This window comes from Shewanella saliphila (genome assembly GCF_014648295.1).
In the GTDB taxonomy this organism is placed as follows: Bacteria; Pseudomonadota; Gammaproteobacteria; order Enterobacterales; family Shewanellaceae; genus Shewanella; species Shewanella saliphila.
The window spans coordinates 62232-79887 of the sequence record NZ_BMQV01000002.1; the positions used below are offsets into that span (position 1 = coordinate 62232).

The 17656-nt window shown below is 41.3% G+C and carries 14 protein-coding genes; 7 read left to right on the top strand and 7 right to left on the bottom strand.

Annotated features, from left to right (window positions below; all coding sequences use genetic code 11):
• Positions 1 to 30: 30 nt before the first annotated feature.
• Both ribF and murJ read right to left on the bottom strand, forming a co-directional pair.
• Entirely contained in the window at positions 31 to 966 is a 936-nt protein-coding gene (gene ribF / locus IEY48_RS01985; RefSeq protein ID WP_188916731.1) for a bifunctional riboflavin kinase/FAD synthetase, read from the bottom strand.
• A 129-nt stretch (positions 967 to 1095) separates the two neighbouring features.
• Positions 1096 to 2664 carry a murein biosynthesis integral membrane protein MurJ gene (murJ, locus tag IEY48_RS01990; RefSeq protein WP_188916732.1) on the bottom strand — a complete coding sequence of 523 codons (1569 nt, stop codon included), beginning with the start codon at positions 2662 to 2664 and terminating at the stop codon, positions 1096 to 1098.
• A gap of 260 nt (positions 2665 to 2924) precedes the next feature.
• Between murJ and rpsT the strand changes: the two genes are divergently transcribed.
• Positions 2925 to 3191, top strand: a complete 267-nt coding sequence (gene rpsT / locus IEY48_RS01995; protein ID WP_188916733.1) for a 30S ribosomal protein S20 — start codon at positions 2925 to 2927, stop codon at positions 3189 to 3191.
• A 363-nt stretch (positions 3192 to 3554) separates the two neighbouring features.
• Here rpsT and IEY48_RS02000 read toward each other — a convergent pair whose 3' ends face one another.
• Entirely contained in the window at positions 3555 to 3851 is a 297-nt protein-coding gene (locus IEY48_RS02000) for an ArsR/SmtB family transcription factor (RefSeq protein WP_188739374.1), read from the bottom strand.
• Positions 3852 to 3984: 133 nt separating this feature from the next.
• Between IEY48_RS02000 and IEY48_RS02005 the strand changes: the two genes are divergently transcribed.
• Positions 3985 to 5430: a M20/M25/M40 family metallo-hydrolase gene (locus IEY48_RS02005; protein ID WP_188916734.1), complete on the top strand. Its 1446-nt coding sequence runs from the start codon at positions 3985 to 3987 to the stop codon at positions 5428 to 5430.
• 98 nt (positions 5431 to 5528) lie between these two features.
• On the opposite strand, the gene yaaA is transcribed toward IEY48_RS02005, so the two are convergent.
• Together yaaA and IEY48_RS02015 are read right to left on the bottom strand one after the other, a co-directional pair.
• Complete coding sequence (gene yaaA, locus IEY48_RS02010) at positions 5529 to 6305, bottom strand: peroxide stress protein YaaA (RefSeq protein ID WP_188916735.1); 777 nt, start codon at positions 6303 to 6305, stop codon at positions 5529 to 5531.
• Between the two features lie 101 nt (positions 6306 to 6406).
• Positions 6407 to 7843, bottom strand: a complete 1437-nt coding sequence (locus IEY48_RS02015; protein WP_188916940.1) for an alanine/glycine:cation symporter family protein — start codon at positions 7841 to 7843, stop codon at positions 6407 to 6409.
• 511 nt (positions 7844 to 8354) lie between these two features.
• On the opposite strand from IEY48_RS02015, the gene IEY48_RS02020 reads away from it, so the two are divergent.
• The 5 genes from IEY48_RS02020 (at position 8355) to IEY48_RS02040 (ending at position 15526) form a co-directional block, all read left to right on the top strand.
• Complete coding sequence (locus IEY48_RS02020) at positions 8355 to 10721, top strand: phosphoketolase family protein (RefSeq protein WP_188916737.1); 2367 nt, start codon at positions 8355 to 8357, stop codon at positions 10719 to 10721.
• A gap of 381 nt (positions 10722 to 11102) precedes the next feature.
• The gene (locus tag IEY48_RS02025; protein ID WP_229786291.1) at positions 11103 to 12230 is read left to right on the top strand and encodes an OmpA family protein; all 1128 of its coding nucleotides are present in this window, start codon (positions 11103 to 11105) and stop codon (positions 12228 to 12230) included.
• A gap of 296 nt (positions 12231 to 12526) precedes the next feature.
• The gene (gene tal, locus IEY48_RS02030; protein ID WP_188916739.1) at positions 12527 to 13480 is read left to right on the top strand and encodes a transaldolase; all 954 of its coding nucleotides are present in this window, start codon (positions 12527 to 12529) and stop codon (positions 13478 to 13480) included.
• A 19-nt stretch (positions 13481 to 13499) separates the two neighbouring features.
• Entirely contained in the window at positions 13500 to 15137 is a 1638-nt protein-coding gene (gene pgi / locus IEY48_RS02035; RefSeq protein WP_188916741.1) for a glucose-6-phosphate isomerase, read from the top strand.
• A 203-nt stretch (positions 15138 to 15340) separates the two neighbouring features.
• Complete coding sequence (locus tag IEY48_RS02040; RefSeq protein WP_188916743.1) at positions 15341 to 15526, top strand: DUF3545 family protein; 186 nt, start codon at positions 15341 to 15343, stop codon at positions 15524 to 15526.
• An 87-nt stretch (positions 15527 to 15613) separates the two neighbouring features.
• Here IEY48_RS02040 and IEY48_RS02045 read toward each other — a convergent pair whose 3' ends face one another.
• Both IEY48_RS02045 and thrC read right to left on the bottom strand, forming a co-directional pair.
• Positions 15614 to 16159: a hemerythrin domain-containing protein gene (locus IEY48_RS02045; RefSeq protein WP_188916745.1), complete on the bottom strand. Its 546-nt coding sequence runs from the start codon at positions 16157 to 16159 to the stop codon at positions 15614 to 15616.
• Positions 16160 to 16342: 183 nt separating this feature from the next.
• Positions 16343 to 17626: a threonine synthase gene (gene thrC, locus IEY48_RS02050; RefSeq protein ID WP_188916746.1), complete on the bottom strand. Its 1284-nt coding sequence runs from the start codon at positions 17624 to 17626 to the stop codon at positions 16343 to 16345.
• Positions 17627 to 17656 lie beyond the last annotated feature (30 nt).

Consider the following 17656-nt stretch of genomic DNA (forward strand, 5'->3'; position numbering starts at 1 on the left):
ATCCCATACCGTTATTAAAGCTGATTAGTTTCAGCTAGCATCGTTGCTAAACAAAGCCCGCGCTTCGTTTGCATCATTTAAAATTTGTTTTTTTAGCGCATCCAATGATTCAAAAGGTTGTTCATCACGGATTTTTGCTACTAACTCCACTTCCACTCGTTTACCGTATAAATCACCGGAAAAATCAAACAAGTGGACTTCTAATCTACAGGTTTGCCCATTGACTGTCGGTCTAAAACCCACATTAGCAACACCTTCATAAATATCACTATCATCCCAATATAAACGCACAGCAAACACGCCGCGCACCGGAACCACATTTCTTTTTAACGCAATATTGGCAGTAGGAAATCCAATAGTGCGGCCAATTTTTTGCCCGTGAGCAACACGACCGCTGAGTATGAAAGGATGCCCTAATAAACGCCTGGCTTGCTCTAGATGACCTAATGCAAGCTGCTCTCTCACTGCAGTAGAACTGACTCTAAGTGAGCCCACCATAAAGCTTTGAGTGCTCACCACGGTAAAGCCAAACTTTTTACCCGCAGCAACCAGCATATTAAAATTGCCAACACGACCTTTACCAAAGCAAAAATCGTCACCTACAACCAGATATTTCACACCCAGTTTTTTGACCAGTAAATCTTCAATAAAGACTTCTGCAGGTTGATTAGCAAAAGCGACAGTAAAGTTAATACACAACAATTGTTCGATTTTAAGCTCGTCGAGCAACCGAATTTTGTCACGTAAAAGGCTTAAGCGAGCTGGAGCATCTGCACCACGAAACCGTTCTTGTGGCTGCGGCTCAAAAGTCATTACAGTGGCTGGCAATTGAAAGTGATGCGCCTTATTCACTAAGTTGCTTATCACTTGCGCATGACCACGATGGACACCGTCAAAATTCCCGATGGTTAATACGCAACCATGATGAGAAGGTAAAATATTGTGTATACCGCGGATTAATTCCATTACGCTCAATAACTGCCAATTGTAAATCGGCAGATTATATACCCAAACCAATGTCAGATGCGAGTTTCCACCTGATATAATTCCACTCGTTTTAAGCTAAACTCGCCGTGTTGTTTATCAATGCTTATATCAGTTTGCTGTTGATTGACGTTTTATTTTCCAAGGTCGAACGCCCATCACAAGTAAACTCAATAAATACACCAAGGCGCCGCCCACTATCAATTCAAATAGCATCACCATGCGTTCAAATGTATGCCATTCAAGCCATTCGCTTATTTGCGGCATAAAATAGGTAATCACTAATGTCATTATAGCTGTGGCCACGATTACTTTTGCGGTAAAGAAAAGCGTTTGCCGGCTCATTTTATACACACCAGCACGATGAAGACCACGGTACAAAAGGCTTGCGTTTAACAACGCCGACAATGATGTCGCCAGTGCTAAACCGACATAACCAAAGGGTATGGCGAAGATTAAGTTAAACCCCATGTTACTCACCATGGCAATGATTCCGTATTTTACTGGAGTTTTGGTGTCTTGGCGTGAGTAATAACCCGGCGCGAGCACCTTAATCATCATAAAACTTAACAAGCCACAACCATAAGCCACCAAACTGTAAGAAGCCATTTCAACATCGTTGATGCTAAATGCGCCGCGCATAAACAACACCATCAACATCGGTTTCGCTAATATAATTAATCCAAGCATGGCTGGTGTGCCCAACAACAAAATGGCTTTGACCCCCCAATCCATTGTTTGATTAAAACCTGAGCCTTGGGCGGTAACATGTTTTTGTGATAATGCAGGTAAAATGACCGTTGCAATGGCAATACCGAACAGTCCCAGCGGAAACTCAAGTAACCTGTCTGCGTAATACAACCAGCTAATGGAGCCTGTCATCAAAAAGCTCGCGATAAACGTGTCGAACAATAAATTGATTTGTGAAACCGATACACCAAATAACGCCGGCACCATTAAGGTTCTAATTTTGACAACGCCCGGGTGACTCCATCCCCACGAAGGTTTTACGAGTGCTTTTTCGCGAATTAAAAAAGGGATTTGGAATAAAAACTGAATCAACCCACCAGCAAATACCCCCCAGGCCAAACCAATTTCAGGATTTTCGAGGGTATCGGCATACCACATCGCAACACAAATAATCGCGATATTTAAAAACACTGGAGTAAATGCCGATACAGCAAAGCGTCCACGGGTATTTAAAATTGAGCCTGCAAGTGCGGTAAAAGTAATAAACCACAAATATGGGAAGGTAATTTTGAGCATCAATGATGCCAATTCAAACTTTTCAGCATTAGGACCATCATTTAACCAATCTAAAAACCAACCACCCCCAAAAAGTGCTGCTAACACGGGCGAGCAAATCACACCGAACAATGTGACAATGGTAACCAATAAGCCCAAGGTACCGGCTACTTTACCGATCAGCTCCCGCGTATCTTCTGGGGTCATCTTTTCTTGATATTCGGTTAAAACAGGCACAAAAGCTTGCGCAAAAGCACCTTCAGCAAACAAACGCCTTAAAAAGTTAGGAATTTTATTAGCAAAGAAAAATACATCTGCGCTGCTACCCGCGCCCATTAAATTGGCAATGACTACGTCGCGAACTAAACCTAATACTCGCGAAATCAGGGTCATAACACTCACAATTAGACCTGATTTAAATAATTTTTTGCTCAAACAGCCCCCAGAGACTCAGCCACTTCAAAGAAAATTAATGGGATTTATGACAAATATTCGATTCTAGCCCTGTCACACCGACTAAAGAGCTGGTAGAATTGCGCCACATATTACACGAGTTGGGTTGAAGATAGGCATGCTAGGTTGGATTAATTTATCTTTATGATGAATATTCAATCGCAGTCGTTGACAAGACGATAAAAAGCAGGCATATTCCTCGGCCTTTAAAAGTATCAAATCCAGTTTTTAGGAGTTGCACCTTGGCTAATAGCAAGTCTGCAAAGAAGCGCGCGCTTCAGTCTGAAAAGCGTCGTCAGCATAACGCTAGCCGTCGCTCAATGTTACGTACATACGTTAAAAAAGTTATCGCTGCTATCCAGAGCGGTGACCATAAAGCGGCTACAGAAGCATTCGCTACTGCACAACCAATTGTTGACCGTATGGCGACTAAAGGTCTTATTCATAAGAATAAAGCCGCTCGTCAAAAGGCACGCTTAAACGCAAGAATCAAAGCAATTGCTGCTTAATTCTTACGATTAAGATTTTAAAAAACCGGCTTATGCCGGTTTTTTTATACCTAAAATTTAATCACTTACCTACACAAGCTTTTCAAAACTCACCAAATCAACAATGCTTTACCATTTGTATACTCAAACCAAATAGCTGCACTTTTATACACTCGGATAAACCTAAAAGCGAGCCACAATCCGGATAACGAGAGCAGTAGTTGAGTGGTAGGCTGTGCATGAGGGAGATCGACAACACACAATTGATACTCACGATGAGCTTAATTTATTGTGCAGTAAAACCAATTGAAGTTATCACAGTTACAGACAAGAAAACGCGAAACGTCTTAATGAACGATTCATTAAGACGTTCGTGAGATAGTATTAATGGCAATACATATTGTTTAGCACTTGGATCAGCTCTTTTACCTCATCACTCTTCAATGAATAGAAAACCGTTTGTGCTTCTTTTCTGGTACATACTAAATTATCTTTTCGAAGCCATGCCAAATGTTGAGATAAAGCCGATTGGCTTAGCCCTAATTTTTTATTCATCTCTCCGACACACATTTCACCTTCATTAAGAAGATGGCACAAAATAAACAATCTACGTTCATTTGCTAATGCTTTTAGCAACACTACTGCATGATCTGCTTGCTGCTGCATTTTTTCTATATTCATCACGAGTATGTTCTCCTAATCTAACCCCGCTCTAATATAGCGTTCCCTTACAAATAGAGTCGGGACATAAAGCACACTTTTTGGTAGATTGTTTTAAAAAATGAGACTTAGCTAAAATAATCAAAGGAAACTCATGAAACACTATCAAACAGCCAGCCTCGTCGGCGCCATTTTTGTCGCACTTGTTGGTTGCCAAAATATATTGCCAACTCAAACTTCCACCCCAAAATTAGTTATTAATAACTCAGATGATGCTCAAATTAGCCAGAAACTGGCAAAACAAGCATTAGCATCTCAATTGAGCTATGACATTGTTGAATCGCTAACCGTTGAAGTCGGCCCCAGACTCGCTGGCACAGAAAAAGACATCGTCGCCGTTGAATGGGCCATGGAAAAGTTGTGGCTGATGGGTTTTGATAAAGTGTACAAAGAGTCAGTTCAAGTACCGGCATGGTCACGCGGTACTGCGTACGCGAGTGTGGTATCTCCGTATGAGCAACCTTTAGTGGTTACCGCGCTAGGTGGCAGTATTGCAACACCCGTTAATGGTATTCAAGCCCCTATTGTGCGCTTTGAAAGTTTAGAAGAATTAACCCATGCCTCTCCTGGCCGCATTGAAGGGAAAATTGTCTTTATCGACCATAAAACTGAACGCCACATTACAGGCAAAGGCTACGGTGAGTCCGTTGGCGGCCGTTCTCGTGGGGCAATTGCCGCAGCTGAAAAAGGCGCTGTAGCGATTGTGATCCGCTCTATTGGTACAGATCATGACAGAATGGCACATACCGGTATGATGCGTTACCAAGAAGACGTGCCTAAAATCCCTGCTGCTGCAATGTCTAATCCAGATGCTGATTTAATTAATGCCATGCTAAAGCGTGACCCTAAAGTGGTACTGTCATTAAACATGACATCAGAAAATCAAGGCATAGCCACATCATATAACGTGATTGCTGAAGTAACAGGCAGCAGCAAACCTGATGAGATAGTATTAATTGGTGCTCACTTAGACTCTTGGGATGAAGGCACGGGTGCAATTGATGATGGTGCGGGCGTCGCCATCGTAACCACAGCCGCTAAACTCATTCAAGATTTACCCCAAAAACCTGCTCGTACAATTAGAGTGGTATTATTTGCAGCAGAAGAAGTTGGCATAGTGGGCGCAAAAGCCTACGCAGAACAACATGCAGACGAGCTAGATAAACACTATATTGCTGCTGAATCAGACTTTGGCGCAGGTCCTGTTTACAAGATTGATTTTAATGTTAATCCTGCGACCTATGAGCAAGTTAAGCAAGAACACTCAGCAATGACCTTATTTGGTGTTGAAATGGGTAACAACGAAGCTTCGGGTGGTCCAGATGTATCAATCATGCCAGCCTTGGGCGTACCCGTTGCCTCGCTCAGACAAGATGGCACTGATTACTTTGATTATCACCACACGCCGAATGATACCTTAGATAAAATCGATCCTAAAAAACTGGCTCAAAGTGCAGCCGCTTATGCGCAATTTGCTTACATGATGGCGCAGTCTGAAATTGATTTAAGACCTCTTAAACAAAAACAACAGCAGCACTAAAATATAAGCGCCATAACGCTTAAACAGTAAAAAGCCCTCAACTAGATGTCTAGTTGAGGGCTTTATTTTTACAAAGAAGTAGAGCTAAAAACGGCTCACTAGTTTTGTTCCGCACGTAAAAAAACAGGTTCTGTCGGTGTAGATTGCTCTTCACTGTAATAGTAGCCTTCAAGATCAAACTGAATTAGTTGTTCGATACTATTAGGTTGAGTATCAACTATATAGCGAGCCATCAAGCCACGTGCTTTCTTAGCGTAAAAACTAATCACCTTAAATTGACCATTCTTACAGTCTTTAAACACTGGCGTAATGAGCGTTCCATCAAGTTGCTTAACCTTGACCGATTTAAAGTATTCGTTGGATGCTAAGTTAACGATAATATCATCGTCCTGCTCTTTTAATGCTTTATTCACTTCCTCGGTAATGGTTTCGCCCCAAAAAGCATAAAGATTACTGCCTTTAGGATTAGCCAATTTTGTGCCCATTTCTAAGCGATAAGGCTGAATTAAATCAAGCGGTTTGAGCAAACCATACAAGCCTGACAAAATGCGCAAATGCTTTTGGCTAGCGTCAATTTGCGCTTTAGATAAGTTATCAGCATCAAAGCCAGTATACACATCGCCTCTAAATGCAAAGATAGCTTGCTTAGCATTATCGAGCGTAAAAGGAGGTTGCCAATCAGCAAAACGGGCTGCATTTAATCCTGCAATGTTATCGCTTACTTTCATTAAGCTGGCAATGTCCATTGGGGTTAACTCACGGCAAACATCTATCAACTCTTGGCTTTGCTTTAATAAAGGAGCCTGAGTAAATGTATTGGTTATTGGAGGATTTTCAAAATCCAATGTTTTCGCAGGTGAAACTAAAACCAGCATAAGTTCGCTCCAAATAAAATCATAGCTTTATGATACTGAACTGATATAAAAAAACCATGCCGCAATGACATGGTTTTTTCGATTACCTTAATAGATAAATCTTACTTTTTGGTTGCTTCAGCAGAATTGGGCCAAATTTTCTCTTCTAACTGATCTGCCAATTCAGGAAATTTGCTAGTGTCGAATTTAGGATCAATACCCGCATCGATTTGCTCACGGTAATCATTAATGACTCGAACCGCTAAACCAGATAACAACACAAGCGCCACCAAGTTAACAATCGCCATTAAGCCCATTGATACGTCCGCTAAGTCCCACACTAAACTGATTTTAGCGAGTGAACCAAACATAACCATGCATAAAACAACAATACGGAAAATGGGTAAGGCTTTTTTACTGTTACCAGACAAAAACATCACATTGGTTTCAGCGTAAGAATAGTTAGCAATAATAGAGGTGAAACAGAACAGCAAAATAGCAAAAGCAATAAAGGCACCGCCCCAATCACCAACATGGCTGGTTAAAGCGCTAATGGTTTTAGCAATACCGTCAGAACCGGCAGCAGCATCACCAGAGAGTAAAATAATGGCTGCAGTGGCAGTACAGATTACAATAGTGTCTACAAACACGCCCATCATTTGCACAAAGCCTTGTGATGCTGGGTGGTTAGGATTGGGTGATGCACTTGCTGCAACGTTCGCCGCGCTGCCCATACCAGCTTCGTTTGAAAACAAACCACGCGCAATACCGGCTTGCATTGCTTGTGCAACACTATAAGCAATACCCCCAGCGGCCGCTTCTTGCCAGCCAAATGCACTGTTTATCACCAACATAAATACATCTGGGAGTTTTTCAATATTCATTGCCACCACCACAAACGCAATGGCGATATAGGCAACAGCCATGACAGGCACGATTAATTCAGAGGCTTTAGCGACTTTCTTTAAGCCACCTGTAATCACAAATGCACTGCATATCACAATACCAATGCCGATATAGGTAGGCTCAAAACCAAATACTTGAGTCATTGCCCCTGTGATGGTATTTGCTTGCACTGCATTAAAGACTAAGCCAAAGGCTAAAATTAGGAAGAATGAAAACAATACCCCCATCCAACGTTGGCCTAAGCCTTTTTCCATATAATAAGCAGGACCGCCACGGTATTGTCCGTCAGTGTCTTTCACTTTATAAACTTGGGCTAAGGTTGATTCGATCATCGCGGTAGCCATACCTAGCACAGCAATTGCCCACATCCAGAACACAGCACCGGGGCCAGCGGTACCAATAGCGACGGCAACACCAGCCATATTACCTGCGCCAACCCGGGCCGCCATACTGGTACAAAATACCTGAAATGAAGACAGTCCATGCTTACCAGGACGACGACTGATAGATAATACTTTAATGCCATGAACAAAGTGAGTTATCTGAATAAAGCCAAGACGTACGGTAAAAAACAGACCGGCACCAACCAAGCCGTATACCAATAACTTGCCCCATAGTAGGCTGTTCATGAAATTAATGATCGTTTCTAACATTGCCATATTGATTTATCTTCCCCGTTGTAAGGTTATTTTTCTGTTTCAGATTTATACCTGAATATCTATCTCTACAAAAACAGACTAAGCACGTCACTGTGCAAACTGTTCTGCGTAAAACGTTTTGAGTTCAAAATTAATCAAACATTATAAAAGCTAAAGCATGTTGATTCATAGGTATTGTTTGCCGAAGTCCTTGAATGCTAAAACCATGTTATCTAATAAATGGATTGCCTAAGTAAATAACACGTGAAAGCAACACAATTAAAACAAAACCCACAAGTGAGTCGCGTCACACTTTATCACTTCTCTAATTAATGCTCTATTTATAAAATTCCAGTGAATCGTTATTAAATTTCAAGCGATTAGCACCAAAACCTAAAAAAGTGCGATCTAGATAAACAAACATTGCTCAAAAATTAGATAAAGGCCACATTATTGTAACTAAATTACGAATACAGTGTTCCCCAAGAAAGTTAATTAAATATTTTCACTTTTAACCGAGGTCACTATGGCTAACTCAAATGAGATCACCGCGCTAAAGAAATATGTAAGAGCAACCAACTTCCTTGCTACTTCACAAATTTATCTAAAGCAAAACGTCCTATTCAAACGTCCTTTACAGCACACAGATATCAAACCACGTCTTCTTGGCCACTGGGGCACCTGCCCGGGTATCAACTTTGTCTATGCCAACGTTAACCGTTTAATTGTTAAACATAAACGTGAATTTATTTATCTTGTCGGTCCTGGTCATGGTTTCCCAGCGGTACAAGCAAACTTATTTGTTGAAGGTTCATTAAGCCACTTCTATCCAGAAACAATCCCTTATACCGAAACCGGCATTGAAGATATTTGTAAAAAATTCTCTGCTGCGTACGGATACCCTTCACACGCAAACCCAGAAGCACCAGGACAAATTCTAGAAGGTGGTGAGTTAGGCTATTCACTTTCTGTTGCTTGGGGCTCAGTACTTGATAACCCAAACCTTATTGCAGCCTGTTTAATTGGCGACGGTGAAGCGGAAACCGGTCCTTTAGCCGCGTCTTGGTATGCTAACCGTTTAGTTTCTCCAGCTAACAACGGTGCGGTACTACCAATTGTTCATATCAATGGCTATAAGATTTCAGGTCCAACACGCATGGGTCGTATGAGCCATGAAGAATTAGATCTCGAGTTCCGTGGCTTGGGTTACCATCCCATTATTGTTGATGACCAGCTAGACACTGACATCTTTGAACAAATGACAGCGGCAATGGACTTATCATATGACATGATTAATGACATTCAGCGTCGTGCACGTTCTGGCGAAGATGTTGTCAAACCACGCTGGCCGGTGATTTTAATGCGCACAGCAAAAGGTTGGACAGGCACATCTGAATACGATGGTAAAAAACTAGAAGGTAACTGCGAATCACACCAAGTGATTGTCAACAACTGTGCTAAAGATAAAGGCCACCTTGCGGCACTTGACGCATGGTTAGCCAGCTACAAGTTTGAAGAGTTAGTACAAACGACAGAAACAGGTGAGTTAGTATTTGATAAAGACATCATGTCTTTAATGCCACCAAAAGATCTGTGCTGTGGTCGTCAACGTTTAAGTTACGGCGGCGAAGTGGTGCGTGCACTAGCAAACCCTGATTTAACGAAATTAGGATACGGTGCGGAAACCCCACGTGGTCAGCGCGGTTTCTCAATGTTGAAAATGGGTCAATGGATGCGTGATGCATTCAAATTAAACCGTGACCAACGTAACTTGCGTATTTTCAGCCCTGATGAAACTTATTCAAACCAATTACAAGCAGTATTTGAAGAAACAGATCGCGCTTGGCAGTGGCCAATTGAAAGCTGGGATGAAGACATGTCTCGTGATGGTCGCGTCATCGAGCTTTTATCTGAAAACTTGCTTTTTGGTATGCTGCACGGTTACACAGTAACGGGTCGTCACGGCATGTTCCCAACTTATGAGGCATTCTCACAAGTTGTATCTTCAATGGCTGACCAATACTGTAAATATGTACATGCGAGCCAAGGCATTCATTTCCGTAAGCCTATTCCTGCATGTAACGTAGTACTGTCATCGCTACTAGAACGTCAAGATCACAACGGTTATTCTCACCAGAACCCATCGTTCCTTGGCGCTATGTTAGAAAAACACCCAGACATTATCTCTGCTTATTTACCAGCAGATGCTAACAGCACCTTGATTTATACTGAACGCGCTTATGCTGACAGAGATAAGTTAAACATTATTGTTGCGGGTAAAAAATCGCTACCACAATGGTTATCATTAGATGAAGCTCGTAAACAAGCTAAAGACGGTGTCATGGTATGGGATTTTGCCTCTGACGAAAATCCTGATGTGGTATTAGCGGGTTGTGGTGATTACGCAACACAAGAATGTATGGCTTCATTGGTACTCATTCGTGAAATATTACCAAGAGTGCGTATTCGCTTTGTCAGTGTATCTGAATTACACAGTAGCGGTTTAGGTAGCCTTAAATTCCAAAGCAAGCCTTGGATGATGGACGAAGTGTTCACCGAAGATAAAGGTGTGGTATTTAATTATCACGGTTACCCAAATACCATCAAAAAATTGGTGTTTGATTATAAAGGCAACCGTCGCTTCCGTATTAAAGGTTACGAAGAAGAAGGTTCAACGACTACACCATTTGATATGGGTGTACGTAACGGGACATCTCGCTACCACCTCGTTATCGATATGGCGTATAAATTGTTCCAACAAGGTGTGATTGATGAAACTCAACATGTTGCAATTACAACAGACATGTTACAACGCTTAGTTGATCACAAGAACTACATCAAAGCCAACGGTGTAGACCCAGAAGAGATTGAAAACTGGGTATGGACTCGTTAATTCAGTCAGTTAGATAAAAAATACGCCGTCAAGGCGTATTTTTTTGTCTGTAGCGCAATAAAAACGACATTTTTTTAGGTGTATTAGACTAACTATCTAAAAATAAAGATTAATTTCAACATTGATTTTCAATCATTCACATTAAAAAACAAGTTTCATTAGCAATTGTTTTCATTGGTATTTTTCTGCATACGTCAATTTTACAACGGTGACTTTTAATTGACCATTACAAAAAATTAATCCTTTTTACTATAGAAAAACATCTAATTACGGCTCATAATTGCCGCGCTGACTAAAATACAAAGAATCACCACACTAAGTGTCAGCAATGCATGACCCTAACAACTCCGTTACATGCATGTATGGTGGAGTAAAATAACAATGGACTATAAGATTATGATGAAGAACACATTAAAAGTAGTATTACTCACCTCTATGTTACCTTTCGCAGCCTCTGCCGCTGAAGAAATGACTCCTTGGTATATTGGTGGTGGTGTAGGCATTAACGATTACGAACAGAATTGCGACAACGCATTGACATGTGGTGACGATGACCCATATGCATGGGATGTGTTTGGTGGCTATTTATTTAACGAATTCATCGGTATCGAAGTCGGCTACCGTGATCTAGGCAACGCAGAATGGACTGGTAATGACGGCAACATGTATGACGTTGGCGCAAGCGGTGTTAGCGTAGGTGTTGTTGGCTTTTACCCATTAGCTGACAAGTGGAGTCTTTCTTCTGAAGTTGGTACTTACAGCTACCTTCTAGAAAACGACAAAAAAATTAATGGCTCAAACTTGAGCGATTCAGGTATTGGTTTATTTGTTGGTGCAGGTGTTGGCTATAACTTTACCGACAACCTTAAACTACAAGCTAAATACCGTCGCTATGAAAACATGGATGCTGACGTATTAAATAACCTTAAGATGGAAAGCAACTATTGGGGCTTAGCTCTTAGCTACCGTTTTGGTACTGCTAGCCCAGCACCTGTTGCTGCAGCGCCAGTAGTTGCCGCTGTTGTTGCCGCTCCTGGCGATGATGACAAAGATGGTGTAACAAACAACATCGACAAATGTGCAGACACGCCAATGACTCACAAAGTTGATGCTACTGGTTGTACTGTATATGAAAACATCACAACCAAGCATGATTTAGGCGGTATTTTATTCGCTAACAATTCTGCTGAAATCCGTACTGGTTCATTTGCTGATTTAGAAAAATTAGCTGACTATTTAACTAAGTACCCACAACACACTGTATCTATCGAAGGCCACGCGTCTAACGTAGGTAAAGCAGAATACAACATGAAGCTTTCTGAGCGTCGTGCTGTAGCTGTAGCAAATGCATTAAACACAAAATATGGCATTAGCTCTAGCCGTATCAGCTCTGTAGGCTATGGCGTAACTAAACCTGTTATGCAAGGTAGCTCTGCTGAAGCAAACCGTGTAAACCGTCGCATCGAAGCGATTATTACTGGTACTGAAAAGCGTCCAGTAATGCGTTAATTTTTACAAAAAATACGCTACACTTTAAAGTCGCTGCTTGCAGCGGCTTTTTTATTTTCAGAACGACCAAAAAACAATACAACACTGACTAACACTGACGTTGCGGTAACTGAATTGTCAATCAAGTTCAGCTTGGTTAACCAATTCTGTCTGTTTAGCAACAATATCAATTAAATTTGAGCGAAAATAATGATTTTTTTCGTAATTTTTTTACAAATTAAGTTGGAATAATCGCTATAATCGCTTCTAATAACGGTATAGATTTATATTAATTGCTTATCGAGAGGAAAATTTCCATGGCCAACACACTCGCGCAACTCAAGTCATTCACTACCATCGTTGCTGATACTGGCGACATAGAGGCAATTAAGCGTTACCAGCCTGAAGATGCCACGACCAATCCATCATTGATTTTAAAAGCATCTCAAATTCCAGAATATGCACCGCTTATTGATGACTCGATTGCTTGGGCTAAAACACAGAGCAGCAACATTGACCAACAAATCGAAGATGCTGGCGATAAACTGGCTGTCAACATCGGTGTTGAAATTTTAAAATTAGTACCTGGCCGCATTTCTACAGAAGTTGATGCACGATTATCATTCGACAAGCAGCGCTCAATTGATAAAGCTCACAAACTAATTAAACTTTACCAAGAAGCGGGTATTGATAAGTCACGCATTCTTATTAAGTTGGCTTCTACTTGGGAAGGCATTTGCGCTGCAAAAGAGCTCGAAAAAGAAGGTATCAACTGTAACTTAACCTTACTGTTTAGTTTTGCCCAAGCAAGAGCTTGTGCTGAAGCTGGCGTATACCTTATCTCGCCTTTTGTAGGCCGTATTTTAGACTGGTATAAAAAAGACACAGGTCTAGATTACACCGCTGAAACTGACCCAGGTGTCGTTTCGGTTACTGAAATTTACAACTACTACAAGCAACATGGCTACAACACAGTAGTGATGGGCGCGAGCTTCAGAAATATCGGTGAGATTATCGAATTAGCCGGTTGTGACCGTTTAACGATTGGCCCTGCTCTGCTTGAAGAATTAGCTAACACAGATAAAACAATTAGCCGTAAATTAGTGGCAACAACCTCAACAGTTGCAGCGCCAACAGCACTCACTGAAGAGCAATTCCGTTGGGCCTTTAATGAAGATCCAATGGCCGTTGACAAGTTAGCAGAAGGTATTCGTAACTTTGCCATCGATCAGGGCAAGCTAGAAGTTATGCTAAAAAGCAAATTAAGCTAAACAGTAGGAGACTTTACTCGTGACTAAACTCACTCAAAGCACTACCTGGAAAGCACTACAGGCTCACACAAGCCAATTACCTCATATGCGTGAACTGTTTGCTCAAAACCCACAGCGTTTTGAACAAATGAGCGTTAAGGCCTGTGGGCTGTTTTTAGATTATTCTAAAAACCGCATCAACGATGACACGCTTGAGCTGCTTTTTTCATTGGCTAAAGAAGCCAATTTAACTGAAAAAATAGCAGCCATGTTTAATGGCGATGTCATTAACAACACTGAACACCGTGCAGTGCTTCACACCGCCCTTCGCAGTAAAGCGGAGCAAGAAATCATTGCTGAAGGTGCCAACATCGTCCCTGAAGTACAGCAAACACTGGCTAAAATGGCCGGTTTTGTTGAGTCTGTTCAATCAGGACAATGGAAAGGCTACACAGGCAAAGCCATCACTGATGTTGTCAGCATTGGTATTGGCGGCTCTTTTCTTGGGCCTAAGATTGTCTCTCAAGCGTTGAGACCTTATTGGCATGCAGGGCTTAATTGCCACTTTGTCGCCAATGTTGACGCGACATCAATTTGCGAAAAGCTTAAAGGCCTTAATGCCGAGACAACCTTGTTTGTCATGTCATCAAAGTCATTTGGCACCCAAGAAACACTCACAAATACCTTAAGTGCGAAAGACTGGTTCTTAGCTCAAGGCGCGACACAGCAAGATATTGCAAAACATTTTGTCGCCGTCACATCCAATGTGGCTAAAGCGACTGAATTTGGAATGGATGCAAACAACATTTTCCCAATGTGGGACTGGGTTGGTGGACGCTATTCTTTATGGTCAGCAATTGGTCTGCCAATCGCGCTATTAGTCGGTATGGATAATTTTAAAGCCTTACTTGACGGTGCTCACCAAATGGATGAGCACTTTGCCAATACGCCTCTACCCCAAAATATGCCGGTGATTATGGCGATGTTGTCTGTGTTATATGGTAATTTCCATGGTTCACAGTCGCATGTCATTTTAACCTATGACCATTATTTGCGTGGTTTACCTGCTTATTTCCAACAGCTTGATATGGAAAGTAACGGCAAGTCAGTCACCTTAGATGGCACCGATGTAGATTACAGTACTGGCCCAGTGATTTGGGGCGGCGAAGGCACTAATGGTCAACATGCTTATCACCAATTACTGCATCAAGGTACAGCATTAATCCCTGCTGACTTTATCATGCCACTTCAAAGTCATAATCCTTTGGGTGAACACCATGATCAATTAGCCTCAAATTGCTTTGGACAAACTCAAGCATTGATGCAAGGTCGTACGTTTGCAGAAGCATTGGCAGAACTCAGTAACAGTAAGCTTGATGAGCCACAAAAAGCGCTTATCGCCAAACATAAGGTGATGTCTGGTAATAAACCAAGCAATACTTTATTGATGGATAAATTAACCCCGACGACCTTAGGTGCATTAATTGCGCTATATGAACACCGCACATTTGTGCAAGGTGCGATATGGCAAATTAACTCATTTGATCAATGGGGTGTAGAGCTAGGTAAGCAGTTAGGTAATGATGTACTAGAGCGCATTGGTGCAGACCTAGATGCAACAGAACTAGACAGCTCAAGCAATGCTTTGGTCAACCTATATCGTCAAGGTAAGCTTTAAAAGCAAGCTTGTGTGCCCCCATAAAGCACGATGAATAAAAAATGCCGTTCAACTTGTTTGAACGGCATTTTTGTTTTTAATTTCTTGCAAATTCACTAAATCGTGATTTTTTAGTAACCTAAATGCAACACAAGTGTTGCACCCTATAGTTGAAATATGATACTTATTTGTTGAGAGACATCATAATAACAAGGGAGGTTACCATGGATCGATTAGACTATGGTGGTGCGCTAGACGAAGTTGTTGAAAGACCAAGCCGCTCAAAAAGCTCGTCCAAAAAACGCAAATGGCGTGAGATTGAAGCCATTAAAGATAAACAGCGTTTGCTCAAGGAATTACAAGATATCGATAATTCATTCGATTTTGATGCTAATACGTTAGTTTTATAACTATACTGCTCAATCTTTGATTGTAGCTAACATCACATAAAAAGAGCGCATTTAGCGCTCTTTTTGTTATCAAGAATAAGACCAACACTACATAGTCGTTTCTGCTTTTTCGATATAAGCTCGCAACTCTTCAAACATCGATTTATCGTTATCATTAAATAGTGGGTCATCAACTAAACGCTGTTGGCATAAAACCGCCACCCTATCCCAATCATTATCGTTAAAGGTTTGCACAAACAGTGGAAAAACCTCACGCTCTTCATACTCCATATGCAGCTTTTGCAGTTGAATATAATCACGTAAATCGTTAATGAGCTTTTCACGAGAAATCACCACATCAGACAAAATCATATTAAGACTATAAATCAGCGAACCTGACGCTTGCGCTAAACGATGATGCTCGTTATACAATTGGCCACAATTGGCTAAACCCGCTTTATTGCTATAGTAATCAAAAATAATATCTTCCAGTGGATGATGGCTGTGTTCAGCATAACCTTGCATGTACTCAACAATGTCTCTAACAAGATTAAAATTCACCCCGTTTCCATCAGCCAATCGAGTCAACTTATTCGAAAGAATATTCAACAAAATGGCAATATGCTTATGATCGCGCATTAAACGTTGCAACATAACTTTCTCCCGTCATCTAGTTACAAGACACTCTACGTATAAATAATAGTCAAATTTGGCACTTTTACTAATCTACACTGAGATACACAAAATGAGGTATGACCAAGATCATAATATTTGAATATAAAAAAACACCTAACCACAACCCTGTTGCGTGTTAGGTGTTTGAATAGAGTTAAGGCTTTATTTTAAAACAGAAAACATATGAACTTTAAGCAGCTCAAAATTAGCGTCTAATTCTGCAGATAATATAGGCTTCTCTGCTACAGCGGCTAATTCTGGCGGTAAAGGCAAATCAATGGCTAATTGTTGATCGACCACATCTTTAAATTTAGCTGGATGTGCTGTACCTAAGAAAATGCCACTTTCATCACCTGCTAACCCTAAGGTTAATGCCTGTGCAGCAATAGCTGCGTGAGGCTCAGACTGATAACCCAGTTGATAAAGCTCAGCTAATGCTGAAGCCGTTTCAGCTTCAGTTAAAGCTACGCCCGTCACTAACGATAACGGCCAGCCCATTTGCTCACAAATCGCTTCAACGCGTGGCCAATTGCTTGGTTCAGAGACATCCATGGCATTTGACATGGTTGCCACCGTTTTATGTGGTTGCCATGCGCCATCTTGCAAATAACGGGGCACGGTATCATTGCTGTTCGTTGCAGCAATAAAACGTTTAATCGGTAAGCCCATGGCTTTAGCAAATAAGCCCGCGGTCAAATTACCAAAATTACCGCTTGGTACTGACATCACAATTTCATCTTTACCCGCTTTTTTCGCTTGAGCAACGGCTTCAAAGTAATAGCAAATCTGCGCTAACAAACGACTGATATTGATTGAGTTAGCTGAGTTTAATGCTAAACCGTCACGTACATCTGTATCGTCAAATGCTTGCTTAACAAGGTGTTGGCACGCATCAAAGTCGGAGGTCACTGCTACGGTATGAATGTTTTTACCTAAAGTAGTAAACATCTTTTCTTGTAGCTCACTGATTTTACCTTTTGGATAAAGCACCATCACATTCACGTTATCTAAACCATAAAATGCATCTGCTACCGCAGCACCAGTATCACCTGAAGTTGCCGTTAAAATAGTGAGTTTTTTGTCGCCCGCAAGTAAGTTGACACACTGAGCCATAAAGCGAGCGCCAAAGTCTTTAAAGGCTAATGTTGGCCCGTGAAACAGTTCTAAACATGCACGCTTATCATCAACATTGGCTAAGGGCACATCAAAGGTAAAAGCACTATCTACCAGCTTATCTACACTTTCTTGCCCTAGCTCATCAGCAAGCCATGCACCCAATACTTTTTTGCTTCGCTCTGCAAAAGGTAACGCTAACAACGCATCGACATCTGCTAACACCGGAATGGTCTTTGGGAAAAACAACCCTCTGTCTTTACCTAATCCCAACTGTACTGCTTGGCTGAAATTTACTTCCTGTGACGGGTGTTTTAAATTATATAATTGCATTACGACTGCCTTTTTCAAATTTCAAAATAA

What these genes read in the sequence shown, in the direction of transcription:
- ribF (WP_188916731.1), bottom strand. Translation starts at nt 966, where the DNA reads ATGGAATTAATCCGCGGTATACACAATATTTTACCTTCTCATCATGGT.
- IEY48_RS02000 (WP_188739374.1), bottom strand. Translation starts at nt 3,851, where the DNA reads ATGAATATAGAAAAAATGCAGCAGCAAGCAGATCATGCAGTAGTGTTG.
- IEY48_RS02005 (WP_188916734.1), top strand. Translation starts at nt 3,985, where the DNA reads ATGAAACACTATCAAACAGCCAGCCTCGTCGGCGCCATTTTTGTCGCA.
- yaaA (WP_188916735.1), bottom strand. Translation starts at nt 6,305, where the DNA reads ATGCTGGTTTTAGTTTCACCTGCGAAAACATTGGATTTTGAAAATCCT.
- IEY48_RS02015 (WP_188916940.1), bottom strand. Translation starts at nt 7,843, where the DNA reads ATGTTAGAAACGATCATTAATTTCATGAACAGCCTACTATGGGGCAAG.
- IEY48_RS02020 (WP_188916737.1), top strand. Translation starts at nt 8,355, where the DNA reads ATGGCTAACTCAAATGAGATCACCGCGCTAAAGAAATATGTAAGAGCA.
- IEY48_RS02025 (WP_229786291.1), top strand. Translation starts at nt 11,103, where the DNA reads ATGGACTATAAGATTATGATGAAGAACACATTAAAAGTAGTATTACTC.
- tal (WP_188916739.1), top strand. Translation starts at nt 12,527, where the DNA reads ATGGCCAACACACTCGCGCAACTCAAGTCATTCACTACCATCGTTGCT.
- IEY48_RS02040 (WP_188916743.1), top strand. Translation starts at nt 15,341, where the DNA reads ATGGATCGATTAGACTATGGTGGTGCGCTAGACGAAGTTGTTGAAAGA.
- IEY48_RS02045 (WP_188916745.1), bottom strand. Translation starts at nt 16,159, where the DNA reads ATGTTGCAACGTTTAATGCGCGATCATAAGCATATTGCCATTTTGTTG.
- thrC (WP_188916746.1), bottom strand. Translation starts at nt 17,626, where the DNA reads ATGCAATTATATAATTTAAAACACCCGTCACAGGAAGTAAATTTCAGC.